This window comes from Xanthobacter sp. SG618, assembly GCF_012932745.1.
GTDB classification, from domain to species: Bacteria; Pseudomonadota; Alphaproteobacteria; order Rhizobiales; family Xanthobacteraceae; genus Xanthobacter; species Xanthobacter flavus.
The window spans coordinates 14,934-37,790 of the sequence record NZ_JABBHL010000011.1 but is presented as its reverse complement, the minus strand read 5'-3'; the positions used below and the strand labels follow the sequence as shown (position 1 = coordinate 37,790).

Here is a 22,857-nt window from a genome sequence, read left to right as displayed (position 1 = left end):
CCGGACAGGCATGGGCATATCCGCGGCATGACGACCTACACGGCATGAGTACGCACACGGCTCCATCCCAGACGACGGGCCCGCAGGCGGCGGGCGCGCCGATCTCCACCGCGCGCTATGTGGCGGGGGCGCTGTTCGGGCTCGCGAGCGTCACCATATGGGCGGGGTGGATGTCCATCACCCGGCTCGGCGTCACGTCGTCCCTCGGCGTCTTCGACGTCACCATGCTGCGCTACGCCACGGCCGGCCTCGTGCTGCTGCCGGTGCTGCTGCGCCACGGGCTGGGGCTCGACAAGGCGAAGCCCTGGCAGCTTCTGGTGATGATCATCGGCGCCGGCGCGCCCTATGCGGTGGTGGCCGGCTTCGGCCTGCGCACCACGCCGGCGGGGCAGGCGGGGGTGCTCATTCCCGGCGTCATGCCCCTGTTCGTGGCGCTGATCTCGGCCGTGGCCCTGCGCGAACGGTTCAGCATGCAGCGGCGGGTGGGCTATGCGCTGATCCTCGCCAGCGTGGCGCTGATCGCCGGGGTGGGGGCGGTGGCTTCCGGGCTGGGTTCGGGCATCGGCCACCTCCTGTGCATGGCCGGCGCCTTCATGTGGGCCAGCTATGCGGTGGCGCTGCGCAAGAGCGGGCTCGGCGCGCTCCATGCGGTGGCGGTGGTGTCGGTGGGCTCGGCGGTGCTCTATCTGCCCTTGTACGCCATGGTGCACGGCTTCACCGTGCTCGATGCGCCGCTGCGCGACGTCATCTTCCAGGCGGTCTATCAGGGCGTCTTCGCCACCGTGATCTCGCTGTTCCTGTTCGCCCGCTCGGTGGCGCTGCTGGGCGCCTCGGCGGGCGCGGCCTTCGGCGCCTGTGTGCCGGTGCTGGCGGCGCTCATGGCCATCCCCATCCTCGGTGAATACCCCTCCGGCACGGACTGGCTGGGCATCTTCGCCGCCACCATCGGCGTCTATCTCGCGAGCGGGGGGCCGCTCCCTCGCCGCGCCTGAGCGGCGGGGCAACTTAAGACCGCCCCGGCGCGGGCTAAGCGCCGGGGGCAACCCCAAGACCACCCGCCGCGCGGGAGGCGACCTCAGTTGGCCGCGTGCTGGCGCACCAGCGGGCAGCCGCCCTCGGCCAGCGGGCGGAACGCCTCGTCGCCGGGGATGGTGCGGATGAGCTTGAGATAGTCCCACGGATACTTCTGCTCGGCGGGCGTCTTCACCTGCAGCAGATAGAGATCGTGGACCATGCGGCCATCCTCGCGGATGCGCCCGCCATGAGAGAAGAAGTCGTCCACCGGCGTCGCCTTCATCTGCGCCGCCACGGTGGCGGTGTCGGTGGTGCCGGCGGCCTTCACCGCCTTCAGGTAATGCAGGATCGCCGAATAGGTGCCGGCCTGGCCCATGGTGGGCATGGCCTTGTGGCGCTCATAGAAGCGCTTGGACCAGGCGCGGGTCTCGTCGTTCAGATCCCAGTAGAAGCCCTGGGTGAGGATGAGGCCCTGCGCCGTCTGAAGGCCGATGGCGTGGATGTCGGTGATGTGCAGATAGAGCCCGGCGAGCTTGATGCCCGACTGGGGGATGCCGAATTCGTTGGCCTGCTTGATGGCGTTCACCGTGTCGCTGCCGGCATTGGCGAAGGCGATGAGTTTTGCGCCCGAGCCCTGGCCCTGGAGCAGGAAGGAGGAGAAATCGGCGGTGCCCTGCGGGTGCTTCACGCTGCCCACCACCTTGCCGCCGCCCTTTTCCACCGCCTTCGCCGTATCGCGCTCCAGCGCCGTGCCGAAGGCATAGTCGGCGGTGATGAAGAACCACGGCCCGTCCTTGGCCAGCGAGGCGCCGGTGCCGGCGGCCAGCGCATAGGTGTCGTAGGTCCAGTGGATGCCGGTGGGCGCGCAGGCCTTGCCGGTGAAATCGGACGAGCCGCCGGTGGAGGCGAGCACCAGCTTGTTCTTGGTGCGGCCGATCTCCTGCACCGCCAGCAGCACGGAGGAGGTGGGGATGTCGGCGATCACGTCCACCCCGTCCTCGTCGATCCAGCGGGTGACGATGGCCGAGCCCACGTCGGGCTTGTTCTGGTGGTCGCCGGCGATGATCTCCACCGGACGGCCCAGCACGCTGCCGCCGAAATCCTCCACCGCCATCTTCGCCGCAATGACCGAGCCGGGGCCGGCCATGTCGGCATAGATGCCGGACTGGTCGTTCAGCACGCCGATGCGCAGGGGCTTGGGGTCCGCCGCAAGGGCCGGTGAAAGGGAAAGCAGCGTCGCCGCGAGCGCGGCGAAAGGCAGGGACAGGCGCATGAAACGGGACTCCGCGCGGGATGGGGCAATTCGGGCGCGGAGTATCACCACAAAATCGGGGGATTCAATAAATTATCGGAAAGGAGCGGGGTATTCTTTAGTTGCACATTTTAATGATGTTAATATAGGCCCGATGGGGTTCTCACGAGCCGTCATGGCCGGGCTTGTCCCGGCCATCCACGTGGCGAGGCCGGGCACACTTTCCGGCCATGTTGTGATCGGCCCGACGTGGATGCCCGGGACAAGCCCGGGCATGACGGTGGTGCCTGTCGATCCGTCCGACGGACTTCCCTCGCCCTTACGGCTTGAACGCCGCGCAGGCGATGCGGGCGCCGGCGCCGCCGATGGGCTGGGTGATGAAGTCGTCGGGGCTGGCATGAATCACCAGCGCGAAGCCGCCCGGCTGGCCGAGGCCGTCCTTGTCGGTGAGGCCGGTGGTGCTCGACACCTCGGCATTCACCGAGCCGTCGGCATTGGCATAAATGTTCGGCAGGTCGCCCTGGTCCGGGCCATTGGGATTGAGCAGGCCGTGGGCCTTGTCGTGATGGTTCACGTGGCCCTTGGAATCCATGAACTTGGCGGTGTCGGAGCAGTTCGCCACCTGATGGAAGTGGATGCCGTGCCAGCCGGGCGGCAGGGCACCGGCGGAGAGCGCCACGCGCACGATGGTGACGCGCTCCGTGCCGGTGGCGGTGGCGGAGCCGATGGTCTTGCCTTCGTTGTTGATGATGTCGGCCTTCACCACCTTCGCGGCCGGCGCGGCGGGCGCAGCCGCCGGGGCCTGGGCGAGAGCCGGCGCGATGAAGAGCGGGCCGGTGAGGAGCGCGGCGAGAAGGGGAAGGGAGCGCGTGGCCCGAACGGAGTGGGCAGCAGTGGTGACCGGACGCATGGACGTTCCTCCTCGGGCCGGACGGCGCGCCGGCCTCAGCGACGAGCCTACATCAAGGCTGCGGCGAACTCGACCGCGCCGCAGCCGGCCCGCCTTTGCCTATCTCCGCGCCGCGATGAACGTTCCGAGTGTTGATTGGAATTTTTCCAGCAAAGCTTGCGTTGCGGCGGCTGCCGTCTCTAGGGCGCAAAGCTGGCCTCGCCGGCCGTTTGATGTAATGATGCCGCAAGCATTGATTTCCACATCGGAGAGCTGCGGCGATGACTTGTCCCTGTGATCGCAGACGCTGCTGCCTAACCTTGCGAGAGACCGCGTATCCGCTTAGACAGATCCGGACTGTTCCTATTCTAACGGATCATCTGTTTTGATCGAGAATAGTTCAAATATTGAGGCTGCCATGACCACCGCCGAACTCGACCGCTCCCCCGCCCGCGCCGAAAGCCGCGCATCGGCGCTGAAGGCCCTCACCCATGCCGCCCATGAGCGGCTGGACAGCGCCATCATGGCCGGGCGGCCGTTCGAGAGCCGGGAGCGCTATGGCCGCTTCCTCGCGGTGCAGTATCTGTTTCATCGCGACATCGCCGCGCTCTATGACAGCCCGGCCCTCGGCGCGCTGCTGCCCGATCTGCCCGGCCGCCGGCGGCTCGCCGACATTGCCGCCGATCTCGCCGATCTCGGCCTTCCCGTGCCCGCGCCGGGCGATGTCCCCGCCCTCGGCCTCAATGCGCCGCTGCCGGAGGCGCTCGGCTGGCTCTATGTGGCGGAGGGATCGAACCTCGGTGCCGCCTTCCTGCTGAAGGCCGCCGCCGCCCTCGGTCTCGACGAGCGCTTCGGCGCCCGCCATCTCGCCGCCGCGCCCGAGGGGCGGGGCCTCCACTGGAAGACCTTCGTCGCCGCCCTCGATGCGGTGCCGCTCTCGGCCGAGGAGGAGGCGCGCGCCGCCAAGGGCGCGGAAGCGGCGTTCGGGCGGGTGGCCTCCTATGTGGGCGATCATTTCGCCTGAGTTTTCCCGCAGGCGCTCTTTACGGCATAGCCATCGCTTGCCTAGTCTCGCCGCGCTCGGGGGAGCGGGGAGGGGACCATGGGGGACGGGGTGCTGTCGCGCCGTGCATTCGTTGCCGGGCTTTCGGCCGGCCTTGCCGGCGCCACGCAGGCGTCGGCCGCACCGGGCGGGATCGATCCGAAGCGGGTGGCGCGCATCGCCATCCATCCCGCCATCGGCGTGGCGCGGGTGGGCAACAGCAAGGACGCCTTCTATTTCGGCCCCGAAGTGCCCGGCGGGGTGCCGGTCGGTCCCTTCAAGGACGAGGCCGGCGCCATGGCCCGGCAGGCCGCCCGCTTCCGCCTCTTCGCCTATGACGCGCAGGGCCGCGTGCTGGGCGAGGTGACGGCGCGCGAGGCTGAAATAAGCTGGACGCTGACCGTCGCCAACACCAAGGCGCTCTGGTACGGCATCGACATTCCCTTCGACCTGCCCGGCGCCCCCGCCGCCGGCCGCCGCAACGCCAAGGTGGCGGACCGCGCCAGCCTCGCCATCGTTCCCGGTCCGCGCACCGTGACCGGGCCGGGGGCCAGGCCCCAGCGGCTCGATGGCGGCGCCTTTCAGGGCCAGTCGGTCAATCTCGGCGAGGTGATGACCGACGCCGACGGTCACCTCGTGGTGATGCCCGCCTCCGGCCGCTGCCACCCCGCCCCCGATGCCCCGCCCATGAGCGGTTATGCCGACAATGACGGCTGGGCCGACGACACCGGCGACGGTCCGGTGGATGCGGTGGTGCGCATGGGCGGCCGGGACTTCCGCGCCGATCCCGCGTGGCTCATCAGCGTCGGCCCCAATTACGCGCCGGCCATCGCGACCAGCCTCGTGACGCTTTATGACGTGGTGGAGGCGACGCTGGTGGGCGCCGGTGTCCGCAAGGCGCCGCCCACCGTGTTCGAGGATCACGTCTGGCCGGTCTTTGCGCGCCTCTCCGATCTGCAATGGGTGAATGCAGGCTTCCTCGCCAAATTCGGCTTCGGATCGCCCCGGGACTTCGCGCGCCCCGCCTTGCGTGCCCGCCTCGCGGATGCATCGCCGGCCAATGCCGCCTTCCGGGCCGAAATCCTCGCGCTGTTCCGCGATCCCGCTTCCCCCGAGGTGCGGCCGGATCTGGAGCCGCAGCTCTATGGCGACCATCTGGTGCTGCCGCCCGATGTCATCGAGCCGCGCCAGTGGATGACGCTGACGCCGCTGCAATATGCCCATCTGCGCAACTGGGCCGCCGGCCGCTTCACCGCCGGCCGCCCGGCCCGCGCGGGACGGCTGGAGGGGATCGCCCTCGGCGGCCAGCCGGCGGCGCTGGACCGCGCGGCGCTGGAGGCCTGCGTCGGCGGGCCGTTCCATCCGGGGCAGGAATTCCCGTGGATCGCCCGCGTGCCGTGGATCTGGACGGCGGACATGCGCCTCGTCTCCACCGCCCGCGCGGTGGACCTCACCGATTACGGGCCCGACATGACTTCGCCGGAGGCCCTGTCCAAGTCCGGCCCGCTCTCCCGCCTCGGGCCGGGCGGCATCACCCAGTGGCTGGGCCTGCCGTGGCAGGCGGACTGGTCGAGCTGCCGCTCGGGCTACCAGTCGTCCATCTCCCCCGTTCTGCCCGCCTTCTGGCCGGCGCGGGTGCCCAATACGGTGCTGTCGGAAGCGGACTACAAGGTGGTGATGGACACCGCCCGCGCCATTGATGAGCGGCGCGCCGCCTTCGCCCGACGCCGCGACTGGGAACGCTTCATCAGCGCGCCGACCCGCCCGCCGGTGCTCGCCGCCATGGCGCAGGACTGGTTCCGCCTCGGCGTCGTCGCCGACCGTCCCGGCCCGAGCGACGGCAGCTTCCCGGCGCGCATGAAGGTGGAGACGCTGGTGGGCTTCGCCCGCGAGCCGGACGCGAGCTACGGCGCCAACACGCTCTATCCGCAGGTGGCGACCTTCCCGCTGGTGGTGGCCAATTCCGACGACAACAGCCTGCGCCTCGTGGATGCCGAGGGTGCGGTGACGGTGATGGCCCTTTCCGCCCCGCTGGAGCGGCCGGAGGGCATGACGCGCAACCTCGACGGCAACCTCTACGTCTCCTGCATGAATGCCGGCTTCGTGCGGCGGGTGACGCCCAAAGGCGAGGTCTCCCTGTTCGCGGAAGGCTTCTCCCAGCCCATGGGCATCGCCGGCGACCGGCAGGGCAACCTCTATGTGGCCAACTGGGTGGAGAAGGGCTTCGTCTCCGTCATCACGCCGGACGGGAAAAGCCGCGTGCTGGTGCCGCCGGAGGCGGGGCTGGTCTCGCCCATCGGCGTGGTGGTGGCGCCGGACGGCGCGCTGCTGGTGAGCTGGGGCGGCACCTCGGTGGCGCGCATCAACGCGACCACGGGCGAAATCCTCAACCCCAACTGGCTCACCGGCTTCCGCAATCCCCGCCAGATGGCCTACGACACCTCCTATCGCCTTTATGTGGCGGACCAGCTGGAGAACGCCGTCAGGCGCTTCGATCCGCTCGGCACGCCCATCCCGCTCATCCTGCGCGGGGCGGAGCTGACCATGCCGTTCGGCATCGCCTTCGACCTCAAGGGCGATCTCTACACGTCGCAGACGCGGGGGCGGCTCATCAAGAAGGTGCAGTTGAAGGGCGAGGTGGGCATCGTCTCCGACTTCGCCGACGGCCTGCCCAATCCGGGCGGCCTCGTTTTCGTCGGATGAGCTGCGATCTCCTCGTGGCGGGTGCCGGCCCGGCCGGTTCCGCCGCCGCCATCGCCGCGGCGGGGCGTGGGCTGAGGGTGGTGCTGCTTCACGATGCGCGCGGCCAGGCGTGGCCCGGGGAGAGCCTGCCGCCGGGCATGGCGGGGCTGGTGGATGCCGCCTTCGGCCCGGGGCTGCTCGACGAGGACCGCCACCTCATCGCCTACGGCACCCGCTCCTGCTGGGGCAGCGACGACCTCATCGAGACGGATTTCCTGGCCAATCCCCTCGGCAGTGGCTGGCTGCTCGACCGCGCCCGCTTCGATGCCGACGCCCGCGCCCGTGCCGAAGCGGCGGGTGCGGCTTTGGTCGCGGGGCGGCTGGAGGGCATCGCCTCGACGCCCGAGGGATGGGAGGTGACGCTCAGGGACGGCCGGCGCCTCGCCGCGCGCTTCGTGCTCGACGCCACCGGCCGGGCCGCCGCCGTGGCGCGGCACGTCGGTTCGGGGCGTGAGGCCTTCGACCGTCAGGTGGCACTGGTGGCGACGCTGGATGATGCCGACCCCTATCGCGGCACGAGCGTGGAGGCGGTGGCGGACGGCTGGTGGTACACGACGCCGCTGCCGGGCGGCCGGCGTGTCCTCGCCTTCCTCACGGATGCCGACCTTCTGGGGGATGGCGTCGCCGGCTGGGCGCGGCGCCTTGAGCCGACGATTCACGTGCGCCGGCTGGTAGGCGAGGGCGCCGGCGCGGTGGTACCCCGCACCTCTCCGGCCGAGACAGCCGCCGGGCGCACCCTCCACGGCCCGCGCTGGTGCGCGGCGGGGGACGCGGCCATGACGTTCGATCCCCTCTCCTCGCAGGGCATCTCCGCCGCCATCCTCATGGGCGCGCGGGCCGGCGGGCTGGTGGCGCAGGCGCTGGCGGGGGAGGGGGCGGCCTTCGCGGCGTGGGCAGAGGATTACCGCACCCTCCAGGGCGAAACGGCCGACCTCGGCCGCCATTACGCGCTGATGGAAACCCGCTGGCGCGACGCGCCCTTCTGGTCCCGCCGCCGTTCGGCCCGACCCCTTTGAATTTCCAGCTTTGCCGTGCTCCATTGCGGCAAATGGGGAGAACGTGCCTTGGTTCCTGACGTGACCGTCCTGGTGGTGGGGGCCGGGCCCACCGGGCTGCTGCTTGGCGCCGAACTGAAGCGGCGGGGCGTGGACAGCCTCATCATCGATGCCCACGACGCGCCGATGGCGTGGGACCGCGCCACCGTGGTGCATCCGCGCTCCATCGAGGTGTTCGACCATCTCGGCATCGCCGCGCCGCTCCTCGCCGCCGGGGTGAAGCAGCGCATCGCCCGCATCCATGCGGATGGCGCGGTGCTGGGCGAGATCGATCTCGGCCTCGCCGGCAGCCGCTACGGCTACAATATCGGCATCTCCGAGGAGGTGACCGAGCAGATCCTCACCGAATATCTCGCCCGGCTCGGCGGCGGGGTGACGCGCGGCACCAAGCTCGTGGACCTGGAGTCGCATGGCGACGGCGTGGTCGCCATGCTGGAGAATGGCGGCGAGACGAAGGTGATCCGTGCCCGCTGGGTGGTGGGCTGCGACGGCCACCGCAGCGCCGTGCGCAGCCTCGCCGGCATCGGGCAGGACGGCCATCCCATCGAGGAGCCGTGGGCGGTGTTCGATGCCACCGTCACCGATTTCCCGCACGCCTTCGAGGCGACCTACGCCTATCTGGACGACAACCCCCTCATCCTCACCGCGCTGCCGAACCAGCGCTGGCGCGCTTATGTGCGGCCGAGCGGGCCGGACAGCGATCTGGTGGCGGACGCTTCGGTCCCCCTCGCGCGCTATCTGCCGGCGTCGCGCTTCGTGGATGTGGCCAATCCCGTCCGCTTCCAGTGCTACACGCGGGTGGCGCAGAAATACCGCTCCGGCCGCCTGCTGCTGGCGGGCGATGCCGCCCACACCTGCAGCCCCATCCAGGGGCACGGCATGAACAGCGGCATCCAGGATGCCTTCAATCTCGCCTGGAAGCTGGCGCTGGTGGCGCAGGGGCATTGCGCCGACACCCTGCTCGACAGCTACGAGGCCGAGCGCCGGCCGGTGGCCCAGCGCATCACCGCCTCGGGCGACGAGGCGGACAGCGCCCAGATGCTGAAGGACGCCGCCGACCGTCAGGCGCGCAACGCCATCATCCGCGAGGTGCTCGCCGATCCGCAGACGCGCCACCACGAGGCAGTGGCCGAGGCCGAACTGGATGTGGACTATGCGGGCTCGCCCATCGTGGTGGGGGAGGCGGGTCCGGGATTGGCCCCCGGCCAGCGCCTGCCGGACCGTATCGCGGTGGGCACGGCGGACGGCGAGGCGCTGATGCTGGACGATCTCGTCAACCGCACCGGCCACACCATCCTGCTGCTCGGCGGCGAGCGGGCGAGCGGCGAGAAGGTCGCCAGCCTTTATCAGGCGCTGGCCGAGCGCTGCGCCGCCCCGCTCTATGGCGCCAGCTTCGCGGCGGCGGTGACCGGCGTCGCGCCGGGCGTCGCCAGTCTCTCCGCTGATGATGCCGCGCGGCTGGGCATTTCCGGCATGACGCTGCTGGTGGTGCGGCCGGACGGCCATGTGGGCCTGAGGGCCGATTCGGGGCACGAGACGGCGCTCACCGCCTACGGGCTGAAGCTGGGTCTGCGGCGGTAATCCGCCTCACGCCGCGTCGGCGGTGCGCCAGGCGGAGAGGATCTCCTCCGCGTCGGCCACTTCCACCTGCGTGGACAGCCGCTGCGACAGCATGGCCAGCACCGCATCATGCCCGGCATCGGAGGAGGAGCAGACCGCATCGCGGGCCACCACCACGCGGTAGCCGTAGTCCACCGCATCGAACAGGGTGGCGAGGATGCAGACATCCGTCTCCGCGCCCGACAGCACCAGCGTATCGGCGCCGAGATGGGCGAGGGTCGGCAGCAGGGTCGGGGACGAAAACGCGGAATAGCGGGTCTTGTCGATGAGCCGCGCCGGCGGCGTGAAGCGCCTGAGCTCCGGCACCAACTCCAGAAGCTCCGGCGCCAGCTCCTGCCGCGTCACCTCGCGCCACTTGCTGTAGAGGTGGCGCCAGCTTCCGGGCAGCGCTTCCACGGTGTGGGGCGGGATGAAGCGGGTGAACAGGGTGCGCCCGGGGGCGCGGCCGGCGAGTTCGACGATGACCGGCAGGATGCGCGGTGCCCAGGGGGCCGGCCAGGGTCCGCCGGGGCCGAACAAGTGCTGCATGTCCACGCACAGATGCGCCGTGCGCGGACCGATGGCGCCTCTCAGACCCTGTCCCATTCATTCCTCCGGCGGCGGCCCGGCCTCGCCCGGCCGTCCGGTGGGCTGATCCGCGCCGCGGGCGCCGATGCCGACGATGGCGGCTTCCTCGGTCGCATAGGGGCCGCCGGCAGGGGTGCCGTCCGGGGTGACCGCCCACCAGCCGGGCATGACGCCGAGGCGGGTCGCGTCGGCCTTCGAAATGAGTCGCGGTTCGAGCGTCATGGCGTCTCCTCGCCGCCCGCAACCGGCGGGCTTGTCTGGCTCAACGGCACGGCGCGGGGGCGGGTTCCGGCACCGGACGCCGCGACAGGTGGACAGCCCCGGTGCTGCTGTGCATTTTAGCCCCTCCCGGAGGGGGGTGACGGCGGCGCCGCCGCCGTGGACCGGGTACGGAGAAGTTGCGTGGCGGAATTCAGCGGACGCAGGGCCGAAATCCTCGCGGTCATCGCAGAAGAGGCATCCATCGATCCGGCCATCATCGACGCCGAGACCAGCGTCGCGGACCTCGGGATCGGGTCGCTCGATCTGGTGGAGCTGATCTTCAAGATCGAGGAGCGCTTCGGTATCGAGGTGCCGTCCCATGGCGTACTGGAAAGCAATGACGTGAAGGTCTTCGCCTTGCTCGAAGCCGTCGAGCAGCTCATCGACGCAAGGAGCGGCAAGGTTCCCACGGCGCAGCCGGCACGATGAGCCGCAGGGTCGCCATCACCGGCATCGGCGCCGTTTCCGCGCTCGGCCTCGGCATTCCCGTCCATCTCGCAGCCTTGCGCGAGGGGCGCGGCGGTATCGGGCCGCTCACGCTGGTGCCGCCCGAGCAGGTGAAGACGCGGGTGGTCGGGGAGGTGCCGGGCTACGCCGCCGAAGCGCACTTCAACCCGCGACAGATTTCCACGATCGACCGGTCCGGCCAGTTCGCGCTGCTTGCGGCGGCGGAAGCGATGGATGCCGCGGCCGGCGCCACCGAGGGCGTATCGCCGCAGAAGGCCGGCGTCATCTTCGGCGCGGCGGTGGGCTGCCAGACGCTGGAAGAGGGCTATGTGCGCATCCTGCGCGATGGCGCGCGCCCGCTGCCCTTCACCGTGCCGCGCGTGATGCCCTCGTCCGCCGCAAGCCAGATTTCCATGGCCTATCACATCACCGGGCCGAGCTTCAGCACCGCCTCGGCCTGCTCCTCCGCCTCCCACGCCATCGGCCTTGCCTTCCAGATGATCCGTGGCGGGATGCTGGACATGGCCGTGACCGGCGGCTGCGAGGCCCCGCTGACGCTGGGCATGGTGAAGAGCTGGGAAGCCTTGCGCGTGCTGGCGGCGGACACCTGCCGCCCGTTCTCGAAGGACCGCAGCGGGCTGGTGCTGGGCGAAGGCGCGGCCGTGCTGGTGCTGGAGGAGATGGAGCGGGCCCGCGCCCGTGGCGCCACCATCCTCGGCGAGGTGCTCGGCTTCGGCATGACCGCCGATGGCGCGGACCTGACGGCGCCCGACGCCTCGAGCACCGCCCGCGCCATTTCCGCGGCGCTGGATGATGCGGGGCTCGATGCCGGCGCGGTGGATTACGTCGCGGCGCACGGCACCGGCACGGTGCTGAACGACAAGACCGAGACCACGTCGCTGCGCACGGTGCTGGGCGACCGGCTGGCCAAGGTGCCGGTGTCGTCGCTGAAATCCATGACCGGCCACTGTTTCGGCGCCTCGGGGGCGCTGGGCGTGACGGCGGCGCTGCTCGGCATGCGCAACGGCTTCCTGCCGCCCACGCTGAATTTCCGCGAGCATGATCCCGAGTGCGACGTGGATTGCGTGCCCAACGCTCCGCGGGCGGCCTCGGCGGAAATCGCCCTGGTGAATGCCTTCGCCTTCGGCGGCCTGAACGCGGTGCTCGCGATCAGGGCCGCCTGACGCCGCCGGGCGGGTCGCTCAGGCGCCGCGCCGGCCAGCCGAGGCCCGTGACGACTTCACGGGCCTGTTCACCGACCTTGCCGATCAGTCCACCGTCAGGCGGATCTCGCCGACGCCCTCGACGCCGCCTTCCAGCACGTCACCCTTGTGCACGGGCCCGACGCCCGCCGGGGTGCCGGCGAAGATGAGGTCGCCGGGGGCGAGGCGGAACAGGGTGGAGAGGGTCGCGATCATCTCCGGCACCTTCCAGATCATCTGGTTGAGGTTGCCTTCCTGCTTCATCCGGTCGTTGATCTTCAGGAAGATGCGGCCGGTGCCGGGGTGCCCGGCGGTGGCCACCGGCAGGATGGCCGAGCAGGGGGCGGATTCCTCGAAGGCCTTGCCGGTTTCCCACGGGCGGCCGAGCTTCTTCGCCTCGCCCTGCAAATCGCGCCGCGTCAAATCGAGGCCGACGCCGTAGCCGAACACATGGTCGAGCGCGCGCTCCACCGGAATGTCCTCGCCGCCTTCCTTCAGCGCCACCACCAGCTCCACCTCGTGGTGCAGGTCCTTGGTGAGCTTGGGATAGGAGATGGTCGAGCCCGAGCGCACCAGCGTGTCCGGATTCTTCTGGAAGAAGAAGGGCGGCTCCTTGTTGGGGTCGTGGCCCATCTCCACCGCGTGGTCGGCGAAGTTGCGGCCGACGCAATAGATGCGGTGCACCGGGAAGACCGCGTCGCTGCCGACGATGGGCAGATGCGGATGGGGCTGGGGCTGGAAGACGTAGCTGGCCATGGGGCGCTCCGGATGTTCGGCGTCCTGCATAGGGCGCTGCCGCCGAGGAGAAAAGGGCGAAACGTCGCAGCGCGGGTCGGCGGGCCGGAGCATGGCGCTTAAGCTATATTCAAACTAATATAGCGTTATTTCATGCGGGGTGCCGGCCGCAGGCGGGCGCCCGCTCATTCCGCTCCGGGGATTGCCATGCGACTGGGCCTCTTCTGCACCTATGAAAACCCCCGGCAGGACTATGCCTCCGCCTATACCGAGCAGACCGCGCTGGTCGAGCGGGTGGAGGATCTCGGCTTCGAGGAAGCGTGGATCGCCGAGCATCATTTCAATCCGCAGGCGGCGAGCCCCTCCTGCCTCGCCATCCTCGCTTATCTCGCCGGCCGCACCACGCGCATCCGGCTCGGCGCCGCGGCGGTGCTGCTGCCGCTGCACCATCCCGTGGGCGTGGCGGAGGATGCGGCCACCGTGGACATCCTCTCCGGCGGGCGGCTGGAACTCGGCGTCGGTCGCGGCGGCCCTTTTCCCCTGCACGAGCAGCATTTCGGCGTGGCCCGGGCGGAGAGCCGCGGCCGGATGCTGGAAGCGCTCGATCTCGTCGCCGCGCTGCTGGACGGCGGGCCGGTGACCCGCGACGGCGCCTTCTTCAAGGTCAACGGCCTTGAGCTGGTGCCGCGTCCGGTTCAGGCGCCCGTGCCCATCCACATCGCTTCGGCGACGGCCGAAACGGTGGCCCTCGCTGCCCGGCGCGGCTACGGCATCATGGCGGCGCCGCCCTTTCCCCTCGCCGGCATTGCGGAGAGCGTCAGGCAGTATCGCGCCGCCGCCCCGGAAGCGGGACGGTGCCTCACCCTCCTGCGCTTCCTCCACCTCGCCGACAGCCGGGCGCAGGCGCAGGAGGAGGCGCGCGCCTTCCTCGCCCCGTTCGTCGAGCGCATGAAGGCGACCACGGAAAAGGTGCGCCCGGACTGGGCGCCGTGGTTCGACCTCGATCGGATGATCGCGGATTCGCTCATCGGAACGGAGGCGGACGTGACCGATCAGGTGGCGGCGCTGGAGCGCGGGCTGGCGCCGCGTTCGCTGGTCCTGAAGCCGCTGGCGCCGGCCTTCGACAAGCGCATGGCGGATCTGGAGGCGTTTGCACTCCGCGTCCGTCCGCAGCTTTCCGTCGCGGCCTAGCCCCGGCGCGCCTCGACGATGGCGAGCGCCGCCGCGAAGGCGGCCTCGATGCCGAGGTCGGAAGTGTCGAGCAGCACGGCGTCATCCGCCTTGAGGAGGGGCGCGCTGGAGCGGCCGGAATCGCGCTCGTCGCGCTTCAGGATGTCCGCCAGTACCGCGTCATAGGAAATATCCTCTCCTCGCCCCAGCAGCTCGCGGAAGCGCCGCTCGGCCCGCACGTCCGGCCGCGCGGTGACGAACAGCTTGGCGGGCGCCTCCGGGCAGATGACGGTGCCGATGTCGCGCCCATCCAGCACCGCGCCGCCCGGCTGGCCGGCGAACCGGCGCTGGAGGTCGAGCAGCGCCGCGCGCACGCCCGGTCGCGCCGCCACCACGGATGCGCCTTCGCCCAGCTCCGCCGTACGCAGGGCTTCGGGGTCCAGGTCCGCCACATCCAGCGTCTGCGCGGCCTGTTCGGACGCCGCCTCGTCGGCGAGCCGGCCCAGCGCGATGCATCGCGCGGCCACCGCCCGGTAGAGCAGGCCGGTGTCCAGATGCGGCAGGCCGTAATGAGCGGCGAGCCGCCGGGCGAGCGTGCCCTTGCCGGACGCGGCCGGCCCGTCGATGGCGATGACCATGGCCGCCCCGTCAGTCGATGACGGCGCCGAGGCCGCGCATCATGGGCATGAAGGTGGGGAAGGAGGTGGCGATGAAGGCCACGTCGTCCACGCTCACGCCGTCCGTGCTGGCAAGGCCCAGGACCAGGAAGGACATGGCGATGCGGTGGTCCATGTGGGTCTCCACCGGCCCGCCGCCCTTGACCGTCGCGGCGCCGGTGACGAGGAGGTCGTCGCCCTGCACCTCATGGGCGATGCCGCAGGCGGCAAGGCCGGCCGCCACGGCGGCGAGGCGGTCGCTCTCCTTTACGCGCAGCTCGGACAGGCCGCGCATGGCTGTCGTGCCCTCGGCAAAGGCCGCGGCGACGGCGAGGACGGGATATTCGTCGATCATGGCCGGCGCCCGCTCGGGCGGCACTTCCACGCCCTTCAGGCGGGAATGGCGCACCCGGAGATCCGCCACCCGCTCGCCGCCCTCGGTGCGCTCGGCGACGACGGTGATGTCCGCGCCCATTTCGAGGAGGGTGGTGATGAGGCCGGTGCGCAGCGGGTTCATCATCACGTCGGTGAGGACGATATCCGAGCCGGGCACGATCAGCGCCGCCACCAGCGGGAAGGCGGCGGAGGAGGGATCGGCCGGCACGTCCACCGGCGCGGCGACGAGGTGCGGACGGCCCTTCAGCGTGATGCGGCGGCCATGGGCGCCCTGCGGCTCCACGGAAATCTGGGCGCCGAAATGCTCCAGCATCCGCTCGGTATGGTCGCGGGTGGCCTCGCGCTCGATCACCACCGTCTCGCCTTCGGCGCCGAGGCCGGCGAGCAGCACGGCGGACTTCACCTGCGCGGAGGGCACCGGGGTCTCGTAGGTGATGGCTTTTGTTTCGCTGCTGCCCTTCAGGGTGAGCGGCAGGCGGCCGCCCTCTGCCGAGGAGACCAGCTCGACGCCCATCTGAGTGAGCGGATCGAGCACGCGCTTCATGGGCCGGCGGCGCAGGCTCGCATCCCCGTCGAAGCCGGCGATGACGTGCTGGCCGGCCACCGCGCCCATCATCAGTCGCACGCCGGTGCCGGAATTGCCGAAGTCGAGCGGCGCGGCGGGGGAGGCAAGGCCCCGGCCGCCGGTGCCCGTCACCTCCCACGCGCCCTCGCCGGTGCGGGTGACGCAGGCCCCCAAGGCCCCGCAGGCCTTGGCGGTATTCAGCACATCCTCGCCTTCGAGCAGGCCGGTGATGTGGGTGGTGCCCTCGGCGAACAGCCCGAAGATCAGCGCCCGGTGCGACACCGACTTGTCGCCGGGCACCCGGACCCGGCCCGACAGCGCGGGGGAGCGGCGCCCGGTGGCGGGGCGGGCCTCGCCCGTGCCGTGGCCGTGAGCTTCGGAAGCGCCTGCGGTTGCGGGTTCGGGATGGGCCATTCTTGCCTCGCTCGGGCGGTCTAAAGCCGGCCGTTCGCCGGGCGATCGCCGCATGTTCTTTGCGGGCCGTCGTCTAGCACGCCCCCGCCCGCGGCGTCACGCTGTTGCGACGCCATGATGATCTGCCCTTGACAGGGGGCGGGCGAAACGCCAATGGAGCACGCTCCTTATACAGCTCCCGAGGAACTTTGCCGTGGCGAAGCCCGAACTCGGCACCAAGCGCATCTGTCCTGTCACGGGGCGCAAGTTTTACGACCTCAACAAGGACCCCATCGTGTCGCCGTTCACGGGGGAATCCTATCCAAGGTCCTATTTTGAACCCGCAGCCCGCGGCGCCAGCCGCGCCGAGCCGCGTGCAGCCGTCGCCGAAGAGGCGGATGGCGAGGAGGCCGAGGCCGAGGTCATCAGCCTCGAGGAAGCCGACGAGGAAGCCGCCGCCCCCGCCAAGGTGGTGGTCGGCGACGACGTGGACGTGGACGACGACATCGAGGCCGGTGACGACGACACGTTCCTCGAAGAAGACGAAGATGATGGGGACGACGTCTCCGATCTGATCGGTGAGGGCCTCGAAGACGACGAAGAGGCTTGATACCCGACGCGGCCTGTGCTTTAAGGCCGCTCTCGCTCGGCGGACGTGAGTCGCCGGGCACCCCGCCGCGGGACTTCCCGGCGCGCTAACTGGCTCTCCTGCCGAGGTTTTTCGACCTTGGTGTTCGAGCGGAAAGTGCGCAGCCCGCGGCCCGGTGGGGCCATAGCTCAGTTGGGAGAGCGCTTGAATGGCATTCAAGAGGTCGGCGGTTCGATTCCGCCTGGCTCCACCAAATTTCTACCCGGCCTGAAGCACCCAGCAGGCTTTTCCGGGTCTTTCTCCCGCCCGTGACATCCCATCCTTCGCTCCCGCAGGGTCGCCCACCCAATCAGGTGCGTTCCGCGCGATTCGATGTGGCTCTTTGAGGCGCCGTCACGGCCTCCGCGAATCATCGTCCGATTCGCATGCGTCCCCTCAGCGAATCATCCCTCCCGCGCTCACGCTCTCCAGCGCTGCAAGGTCGGCACGCTTCCAGGTTGTGCGGAGGCCTGTGCGCCTCCCGCACGCCCGTTGCGCCGGCGGGGGGTACCTGCCAGCCTCAGCAAGAGTTATCCCCACCTTCGCCGCCGACCGGTCCGCCCGCCCCAGCGTCATCGATCGAGGTCCAGCCCGTGTGGTCACCCCCCGCCGCCCCCGCCAACGAGGCCGACCGCCTCGCCGTCCTTGCGACATGCGGCCTCATGGATAGCCCGCCGGATGAGCGATTCGACCGTCTGACCCGGCTGGCCCGCCGGCTCTACGGGGCGGACGTCGCCTTCCTCGGCCTCATCGACGCGACCCACCAGTGGCAGAAATCGCGCACGTCGGATCTCGTGCCGGCGAGCGTCCCCCGGCGCGACACCGTCTGCAACGTGATGGTGAACAGCGGCGAGCCGCTGGTGATCGGCGACATGGCGTGCGATCCGCGCCTCGCCGGCCATCCCGCCGTGGCGCACCTGCCGCTGCGTTTCTATGCCGGGGCGCCGCTGATGGTGGCGCCCGAACTGGTCATCGGCTCGCTGTGCGTGATGGGGCGGGAGGCGCGGGACCAGGAGGCGTTCGACTTCGGCCCGCTGCTGGACCTCGCGGCGGTGGCGGCGGACGAGGTGGAGCTGCTGCGCCTCAATCTCGACCTCGCGCGCAAATCGCAGGTGGATGACCTCACCGGCCTGCTCAACCGGCGCAGTTTCGACGAGGCGATGGAGCGCGCGGTGCGCCGGGCCCAGCGCCTCGCCGGCCCGCTGTCGCTGCTGGTGATCGATGTCGACCACTTCAAGGTGGTGAACGATCTGTGGGGCCATCAGGCGGGGGATGCGGTGCTGGCCGCCATCGGCGGCGTGCTGGCGCGGCAGCCGGCCCGCGCGCAGGACACGGCGGCGCGCTATGGCGGCGAGGAATTCGCGGTGATCCTGCCCGATACGGACGAGGCCGGCTGCGATGCTGTGGGGGCCGCGCTGCTGGCGGCGCTCAGGGCGGAGAACATTCCCCACCCCTCCGGCGGCCGGGTGACGGCGAGCATCGGCGGGGCCACCGCGCGGGGCGAGAATCTCGACGACCTGTTCGCGGCGGCGGATGCCGCGCTCTACGCGGCGAAGGACGGCGGCCGCGATCTCTATTGCCGCAGCGTCGTGGGCTGACCGGCTCGGCGACGGTGGCGGCGGGAGGGGGCCCGCCGCCGTTTTTACTCAGCGGCGGATGCTGTTCACGTCGCGCACCGCGCCGCGGGCGGCGGAGGTGGTGAGGGCGGCGTAGGCCTGGAGGGCCTGGGAGACGACGCGCTTGCGGTTCTCCGGCTTCCAGGCGGCAGCACCCTTGGCTTCCATGGCGGCACGGCGCTCGGCCAGCACCTCGTCGGACACCGCCACGCGGATCACCCGGTTGGGGATGTCGATCTCGATGGTGTCGCCCTCTTCCACGAGGCCGATGGCGCCGCCTTCCGCCGCTTCCGGCGAGCAATGGCCGATGGAGAGGCCCGAGGAGCCGCCCGAGAAGCGCCCGTCAGTGACCAGCGCGCACGCCTTTCCGAGGCCCTTCGACTTCAGATAGGAGGTCGGATAGAGCATCTCCTGCATGCCCGGCCCGCCGCGCGGCCCCTCATAGCGGATCAGCACCACGTCGCCGGGCTGGATGCGCCCGGTGGAGAGGATGGCCTCCACCGCCGCGTCCTGGCTCTCGAAGATGCGCGCCTTGCCGGTGAACTTCAGGATGGAGGCGTCCACGCCCGCCGTCTTCACGATGCAGCCGTCCAGCGCGATGTTGCCGTAGAGCACGGCGAGACCGCCATCCTTGGAATAAGCGTGCTCCACATTGCGGATGACGCCCGCCTCGCGGTCGAGGTCGAGGTCGTCCCAGCGGCGGGACTGGCTGAACGCCACCTGGGTGGGCACCCCGCCGGGCGCGGCGCGGTAGAAGGTGGCGACGCTCTCGCTCTTGGTGCGCGCGATGTCCCAGCGGTCCAGCGCATCGGCCATGGTCGGCGCGTGCACGGTGGGCAGGTCGGTATGGATGAGCCCGCCGCGGTCCAGCTCGCCGAGGATGGCCATGATGCCACCGGCGCGGTGCACGTCCTCCATGTGGATGTTGGCGACGGCGGGCGCGACCTTGCACAGCACCGGCACCTTGCGCGACAGCCGGTCGATGTCCGCCATGGTGAAGGGCACTTCGCCCTCATTGGCGGCGGCCAGCAGGTGCAGCACCGTGTTGGTGGAGCCGCCCATGGAGATGTCCAGCGTCATGGCGTTCTCGAACGCCTTGAACGAGGCGATGGCGCGCGGCAGCACGCTGGCGTCGTCCTGCTCGTAATAGCGGCGGGCGAGATCCACGATGAGGTGGCCGGCCTCCACGAACAGCCGCTCGCGGTCGGCATGGGTGGCGAGCACCGAGCCGTTGCCGGGCAGCGCGAGGCCCAGCGCCTCGGTGAGGCAGTTCATGGAATTGGCGGTGAACATGCCGGAGCACGAGCCGCAGGTGGGGCAGGCGGAGCGCTCCATCACGGTCACGTCCGCGTCCGACACCTTGTCGTCGGCGGCCGAGATCATGGCGTCGATGAGGTCGACCTTCCGCTCGCCGGTGGAGAGCAGCACCTTGCCGGCCTCCATGGGCCCGCCGGAGACGAACACGGCCGGGATGTTGAGGCGCATGGCGGCCATCAGCATGCCGGGGGTGATCTTGTCGCAGTTGGAGATGCAGACCATGGCGTCGGCGCAATGCGCGTTGACCATGTATTCCACGCTGTCGGCGATGATCTCGCGGGACGGGAGCGAATAGAGCATCCCGTCATGGCCCATGGCGATGCCGTCATCCACCGCGATGGTGTTGAACTCCTTGGCGACGCCGCCGGCCTTCTCGATCTCGCGCGCCACCAGCTGGCCGAGATCCTTCAGGTGCACGTGTCCGGGCACGAACTGGGTGAAGGAGTTCACCACCGCGATGATCGGCTTGCCGAAATCGCCGTCCTTCATGCCGGTGGCGCGCCACAGGCCGCGGGCGCCGGCCATGTTGCGGCCGTGGGTGGACGTGCGGGAGCGGTATTGGGGCATATCCTCGCGGGCCTCGTTCTTGCGTCGCGTCCTTGCGTCTCTTGGGCGCGTCTTGTGGTCGTCTCGGGCTCCGCATCGGCGGGCGGCTGCGCGCCCGCATCCGGAGCTTTCGCGCCGTCTTAGTGCGGCGGAGCCTCCGGGGAAAGCCCTTTCCCCAGAGACACTAGCATGGAGAAGGCCTGCCGCCGGACACGAAGGCGGGAGGCCGGGCGGCAGAGCGGGCCGGAGCGCGCCTGCCCCGCTCAAGCCGGTGCGGCCGACCTGCGCGTTTGCGGGGCCGGCGAAGTCGGCTATGTCCGCCCTCTGCGCGTGACGAGGACGGGACGAGGACGGGACATGGACGGGGAGACCTTCCGCCATTGGGCGCACGAGGCGGCGACCTTCGCGGCGGATTATCGCGAGACGCTGAGGGACCAGCCCGTCCGTGCCCGCACGAAGCCCGGCGAGATCGCCGCGCAGCTTCCCGAAAGCCCGCCCGAGGAGGCGGAGCCCATGGCGGCGCTGTTCGAGGATTTCCGCCGCATCATCGTGCCGGGCATGACCCATTGGCAGCACCCGCGCTTCTTCGCCTACTTCCCTGCCAATGCCAGCCCGGCCAGCGTGATCGCGGAAATGCTCTCCTCCGCCATGGGCGCGCAATGCCTGCTGTGGCAGACCTCCCCCGCAGCGACGGAACTTGAGGGCGTGGCGCTGGACTGGCTGCGCCAGGCGGTGGGCCTGCCGGCGGACTTCACCGGCGTCATCCAGGATTCCGCCTCCTCCGCCACCCTATGCGCCTTCCTCACCATGCGGGAGCGGGCGCTGGGCTTCACCGGCAACGCCACCGGCCTGTCGGGGCGGGAGCGCCTGCGGGTCTATGCCTCAGCGGAGGTCCATACCTCCATCGACCGGGCGGCGTGGGTGTCGGGCATCGGCCATGACAACCTCATCCGAATACCGACGATAGGTCCGTTCCGGGGTATGGATCCGGCCGCGCTGGAGGCGGCCATCGTCGCCGATCGCGCTGCCGGGTATCGGCCGGCTGGACTCGTACTGTGTATCGGTGGAACCGGCACTGGCGCGATGGATTCGGCACCTGAACTCATCCGAATCGCGCACCGGCATGGCCTGTTCGTCCATGTGGATGCCGCCTGGGCCGGCACGGCGATGATCTGCCCGGAATTCCGGGATCTGTGGGCGGGGGTGGAGGCGGCGGACAGCATCGTGCTCAATCCGCACAAATGGCTGGGGGTGCAGTTCGACTGCTCCGCCCATTACCTGCGGAGCGTGGACGACCACCTGAGGACGCTCTCGATCCAGCCGGAGTACCTGAAGACCCACGGCCATGACGACATCACCAATTACAGCGAATGGACGGTCCAGCTCGGCCGCCGCTTCCGCGCGCTGAAGCTCTGGTTTGTGCTGCGCGCGCATGGACTGAACGGGCTCAGGGAGATGATGCGCAACCATGTGCGCTGGTCGCAGGCGCTGGCGGCGCGCCTCGCGGCGGAGCCGGGCTTCGCGCTGGCGAGCACCCCGGTGCTCTCCCTCTTCACCTTCCGCCACGACCCCGGCGACGGGCGGGACCTCGACGCCCATATGCTGGCGATCCTCACCGCCATCAATGACGGCGGCGATCTCTATCTCACCCCCACCCGCATCGACGGCCACCTCGCCATCCGCTTCCAGGCGGGGGCGATGGAGACGACGGAAGGCGACGTGGACGCCGCCTTCCAGATCATCCGGGATACGGCCAAAGCTTTGTCCTGACTTAGCTTTCGGCCTCGGCGGACGCCGGGGCCTGCCACGCCCGCATCCTCGCCCGGTCGCGGCCGGTGGCCGAGGCGGAAATCCCGTAATGGGAGGCGAGCCGATCGAGGGCGAGGCACAGCACCACCTTGGCGGTGCGGGCCGGCCATCGGCGTTCCCGCTCCACCGTCTCCAACCCCTTGAGAAAGCAGCAGACGTCGAGCAGGACGCCGGACAGTTCCGGCCCCACCGCCGTGAGCGCGCGGGAGACCCGGAGCTTGGCCGCCAGCACCATGTCGGTGAAGGCTTCCGGTGTGCCGGCCCCCGACACCTCGCTCCAGCGGCTGGTGACGCGGGGGGTGAGATTGGCCCGGGTGAAATCGGCCCGGAGCCGTTCTCCCGCCTGCAACTGGGCCGCATCCACCATTGTCCGGCCGTCCTTGCCCTGCCGCCGCGCCAGCCAGGCGAGCGGGCTTTCCGCCGGGTTGAAGCCCGGCTTGTCCGCCGCCGGCTTGGCTGCGGCCCGGCGTCGTCCCCGTCCGGAAGGGCGGGCGGAAGGCGCTGATTTCACGCCGTTTTCGCTTGCAGATCCCGTCGCCATGGTCACGCCTCCGCCGCCCAGCGCAGGCAGCCTTCCAGCCGGCCGACCTTCTGGTCGAACGCCGTCGCGTCCCGCAATTCCTCGATGCGCCGGCAGGCATGGGCGACGGTGGAGCGATCCCGGCCGAAGGCCGCCGCCACCGCCGCCTGGGGCAGGCCCAGCCCCACATGGGCGAGATACATGGCGAGCTGCCGCGCGAGGGCCACCGGCGCGGTCGAGCGACTGTGCGCCAGCAAGGCTTCCACGGTCATTCCGGCATCGGCCGCCGCCACCGCGACGGCCAGATGCCAGCAGGGTTTCGGGCGGGGTGGGCGGCGCCCCCGCGAGGCGCGGACGGGGCCGGCGGACGGGCGGGCGACCGAGGGGGCGGTGGGCAATGGACTCATCGGGAACG

Annotated in this window: 21 protein-coding genes and 1 tRNA gene; 12 read left to right on the top strand and 10 right to left on the bottom strand. The window is 70.4% G+C overall.

The window, feature by feature from the left end:
- The first annotated feature begins 44 nt into the window (after positions 1-44).
- A complete protein-coding gene (locus FHT36_RS23055; RefSeq protein ID WP_169124806.1) occupies positions 45-992 on the top strand; it encodes a DMT family transporter in 948 nt (315 codons plus the stop codon).
- Between the two features lie 83 nt (positions 993-1,075).
- On the opposite strand, the gene FHT36_RS23050 is transcribed toward FHT36_RS23055, so the two are convergent.
- Together FHT36_RS23050 and FHT36_RS23045 are read right to left on the bottom strand one after the other, a co-directional pair.
- Positions 1,076-2,287, bottom strand: coding sequence for an ABC transporter substrate-binding protein (locus FHT36_RS23050; RefSeq protein ID WP_169124805.1), 1,212 nt, complete (start codon positions 2,285-2,287; stop codon positions 1,076-1,078).
- A gap of 298 nt (positions 2,288-2,585) precedes the next feature.
- The gene (locus FHT36_RS23045) at positions 2,586-3,176 is read right to left on the bottom strand and encodes a superoxide dismutase family protein (protein ID WP_169124804.1); all 591 of its coding nucleotides are present in this window, start codon (positions 3,174-3,176) and stop codon (positions 2,586-2,588) included.
- Between the two features lie 397 nt (positions 3,177-3,573).
- Between FHT36_RS23045 and FHT36_RS23040 the strand changes: the two genes are divergently transcribed.
- The 4 genes from FHT36_RS23040 to FHT36_RS23025 all read left to right on the top strand — a co-directional run bounded on the left by FHT36_RS23040 (position 3,574) and on the right by FHT36_RS23025 (position 9,575).
- The gene (locus tag FHT36_RS23040) at positions 3,574-4,179 is read left to right on the top strand and encodes a biliverdin-producing heme oxygenase (RefSeq protein WP_169124803.1); all 606 of its coding nucleotides are present in this window, start codon (positions 3,574-3,576) and stop codon (positions 4,177-4,179) included.
- A gap of 78 nt (positions 4,180-4,257) precedes the next feature.
- Complete coding sequence (locus tag FHT36_RS23035; protein ID WP_169124802.1) at positions 4,258-6,900, top strand: LodA/GoxA family CTQ-dependent oxidase; 2,643 nt, start codon at positions 4,258-4,260, stop codon at positions 6,898-6,900.
- Positions 6,897-7,955, top strand: coding sequence for an NAD(P)/FAD-dependent oxidoreductase (locus FHT36_RS23030; RefSeq protein ID WP_169124801.1), 1,059 nt, complete (start codon positions 6,897-6,899; stop codon positions 7,953-7,955). The genes FHT36_RS23035 and FHT36_RS23030 overlap by 4 nt, the downstream gene beginning before the upstream one ends.
- A gap of 48 nt (positions 7,956-8,003) precedes the next feature.
- A complete protein-coding gene (locus FHT36_RS23025) occupies positions 8,004-9,575 on the top strand; it encodes an FAD-dependent monooxygenase (RefSeq protein WP_169124800.1) in 1,572 nt (523 codons plus the stop codon).
- A gap of 6 nt (positions 9,576-9,581) precedes the next feature.
- On the opposite strand, the gene FHT36_RS23020 is transcribed toward FHT36_RS23025, so the two are convergent.
- Together FHT36_RS23020 and FHT36_RS23015 are read right to left on the bottom strand one after the other, a co-directional pair.
- Positions 9,582-10,199, bottom strand: a complete 618-nt coding sequence (locus tag FHT36_RS23020) for a cysteine hydrolase family protein (RefSeq protein WP_169124799.1) — start codon at positions 10,197-10,199, stop codon at positions 9,582-9,584.
- The gene (locus tag FHT36_RS23015) at positions 10,200-10,403 is read right to left on the bottom strand and encodes a hypothetical protein (protein ID WP_169124798.1); all 204 of its coding nucleotides are present in this window, start codon (positions 10,401-10,403) and stop codon (positions 10,200-10,202) included.
- Between the two features lie 180 nt (positions 10,404-10,583).
- On the opposite strand from FHT36_RS23015, the gene FHT36_RS23010 reads away from it, so the two are divergent.
- Entirely contained in the window at positions 10,584-10,871 is a 288-nt protein-coding gene (locus FHT36_RS23010; protein ID WP_169124797.1) for an acyl carrier protein, read from the top strand.
- Positions 10,868-12,073, top strand: coding sequence for a beta-ketoacyl synthase (locus FHT36_RS23005; RefSeq protein WP_169124796.1), 1,206 nt, complete (start codon positions 10,868-10,870; stop codon positions 12,071-12,073). Before FHT36_RS23010 ends, FHT36_RS23005 begins: the two co-directional genes overlap by 4 nt.
- Positions 12,074-12,157: 84 nt before the next feature.
- On the opposite strand, the gene FHT36_RS23000 is transcribed toward FHT36_RS23005, so the two are convergent.
- Positions 12,158-12,847: a fumarylacetoacetate hydrolase family protein gene (locus tag FHT36_RS23000; protein ID WP_169124795.1), complete on the bottom strand. Its 690-nt coding sequence runs from the start codon at positions 12,845-12,847 to the stop codon at positions 12,158-12,160.
- Positions 12,848-13,033: 186 nt separating this feature from the next.
- Between FHT36_RS23000 and FHT36_RS22995 the strand changes: the two genes are divergently transcribed.
- A complete protein-coding gene (locus FHT36_RS22995; protein WP_169124794.1) occupies positions 13,034-14,017 on the top strand; it encodes an LLM class flavin-dependent oxidoreductase in 984 nt (327 codons plus the stop codon).
- Here the strand turns inward: FHT36_RS22995 and cmk are convergent.
- Complete coding sequence (cmk, locus tag FHT36_RS22990) at positions 14,014-14,634, bottom strand: (d)CMP kinase (protein WP_169124793.1); 621 nt, start codon at positions 14,632-14,634, stop codon at positions 14,014-14,016. The two genes, FHT36_RS22995 and cmk, sit on opposite strands and share 4 nt — an antisense overlap.
- 10 nt (positions 14,635-14,644) lie before the next feature.
- Entirely contained in the window at positions 14,645-16,027 is a 1,383-nt protein-coding gene (gene aroA / locus FHT36_RS22985) for a 3-phosphoshikimate 1-carboxyvinyltransferase (RefSeq protein WP_169124792.1), read from the bottom strand.
- A 193-nt stretch (positions 16,028-16,220) separates the two neighbouring features.
- On the opposite strand from aroA, the gene FHT36_RS22980 reads away from it, so the two are divergent.
- The 3 genes from FHT36_RS22980 (at position 16,221) to FHT36_RS22970 (ending at position 18,232) form a co-directional block, all read left to right on the top strand.
- Positions 16,221-16,616 (top strand): TIGR02300 family protein, encoded by a 396-nt coding sequence (locus tag FHT36_RS22980; protein WP_169124791.1) that lies wholly within the window; start codon positions 16,221-16,223, stop codon positions 16,614-16,616.
- A gap of 156 nt (positions 16,617-16,772) precedes the next feature.
- Positions 16,773-16,848 (top strand) — tRNA-Ala (locus tag FHT36_RS22975).
- 379 nt (positions 16,849-17,227) lie between these two features.
- Complete coding sequence (locus FHT36_RS22970) at positions 17,228-18,232, top strand: sensor domain-containing diguanylate cyclase (RefSeq protein WP_348644551.1); 1,005 nt, start codon at positions 17,228-17,230, stop codon at positions 18,230-18,232.
- Positions 18,233-18,280: 48 nt separating this feature from the next.
- Here FHT36_RS22970 and ilvD read toward each other — a convergent pair whose 3' ends face one another.
- Positions 18,281-20,134, bottom strand: coding sequence for a dihydroxy-acid dehydratase (gene ilvD, locus FHT36_RS22965; RefSeq protein WP_169124790.1), 1,854 nt, complete (start codon positions 20,132-20,134; stop codon positions 18,281-18,283).
- 336 nt (positions 20,135-20,470) lie between these two features.
- Between ilvD and FHT36_RS22960 the strand changes: the two genes are divergently transcribed.
- Positions 20,471-21,883 carry a pyridoxal-dependent decarboxylase gene (locus FHT36_RS22960; RefSeq protein ID WP_169124789.1) on the top strand — a complete coding sequence of 471 codons (1,413 nt, stop codon included), beginning with the start codon at positions 20,471-20,473 and terminating at the stop codon, positions 21,881-21,883.
- Between the two features lies 1 nt (position 21,884).
- On the opposite strand, the gene FHT36_RS22955 is transcribed toward FHT36_RS22960, so the two are convergent.
- Positions 21,885-22,433, bottom strand: a complete 549-nt coding sequence (locus FHT36_RS22955) for a DUF6456 domain-containing protein (protein ID WP_210257946.1) — start codon at positions 22,431-22,433, stop codon at positions 21,885-21,887.
- A gap of 32 nt (positions 22,434-22,465) precedes the next feature.
- Complete coding sequence (locus FHT36_RS24635; protein WP_246702402.1) at positions 22,466-22,849, bottom strand: helix-turn-helix domain-containing protein; 384 nt, start codon at positions 22,847-22,849, stop codon at positions 22,466-22,468.
- Positions 22,850-22,857 lie beyond the last annotated feature (8 nt).

Bases quoted from the DNA above. Each gene is read 5' to 3' on its own strand.
- FHT36_RS23055 (WP_169124806.1), top strand. From the start codon at position 45: ATGAGTACGCACACGGCTCCATCCCAGACGACGGGCCCGCAGGCGGCG.
- FHT36_RS23050 (WP_169124805.1), bottom strand. From the start codon at position 2,287: ATGCGCCTGTCCCTGCCTTTCGCCGCGCTCGCGGCGACGCTGCTTTCC.
- FHT36_RS23045 (WP_169124804.1), bottom strand. From the start codon at position 3,176: ATGCGTCCGGTCACCACTGCTGCCCACTCCGTTCGGGCCACGCGCTCC.
- FHT36_RS23040 (WP_169124803.1), top strand. From the start codon at position 3,574: ATGACCACCGCCGAACTCGACCGCTCCCCCGCCCGCGCCGAAAGCCGC.
- FHT36_RS23035 (WP_169124802.1), top strand. From the start codon at position 4,258: ATGGGGGACGGGGTGCTGTCGCGCCGTGCATTCGTTGCCGGGCTTTCG.
- FHT36_RS23030 (WP_169124801.1), top strand. From the start codon at position 6,897: ATGAGCTGCGATCTCCTCGTGGCGGGTGCCGGCCCGGCCGGTTCCGCC.
- FHT36_RS23020 (WP_169124799.1), bottom strand. From the start codon at position 10,199: ATGGGACAGGGTCTGAGAGGCGCCATCGGTCCGCGCACGGCGCATCTG.
- FHT36_RS23015 (WP_169124798.1), bottom strand. From the start codon at position 10,403: ATGACGCTCGAACCGCGACTCATTTCGAAGGCCGACGCGACCCGCCTC.
- FHT36_RS23005 (WP_169124796.1), top strand. From the start codon at position 10,868: ATGAGCCGCAGGGTCGCCATCACCGGCATCGGCGCCGTTTCCGCGCTC.
- FHT36_RS23000 (WP_169124795.1), bottom strand. From the start codon at position 12,847: ATGGCCAGCTACGTCTTCCAGCCCCAGCCCCATCCGCATCTGCCCATC.
- FHT36_RS22995 (WP_169124794.1), top strand. From the start codon at position 13,034: ATGCGACTGGGCCTCTTCTGCACCTATGAAAACCCCCGGCAGGACTAT.
- cmk (WP_169124793.1), bottom strand. From the start codon at position 14,634: ATGGTCATCGCCATCGACGGGCCGGCCGCGTCCGGCAAGGGCACGCTC.
- aroA (WP_169124792.1), bottom strand. From the start codon at position 16,027: ATGGCCCATCCCGAACCCGCAACCGCAGGCGCTTCCGAAGCTCACGGC.
- ilvD (WP_169124790.1), bottom strand. From the start codon at position 20,134: ATGCCCCAATACCGCTCCCGCACGTCCACCCACGGCCGCAACATGGCC.
- FHT36_RS22960 (WP_169124789.1), top strand. From the start codon at position 20,471: ATGGACGGGGAGACCTTCCGCCATTGGGCGCACGAGGCGGCGACCTTC.
- FHT36_RS24635 (WP_246702402.1), bottom strand. From the start codon at position 22,849: ATGAGTCCATTGCCCACCGCCCCCTCGGTCGCCCGCCCGTCCGCCGGC.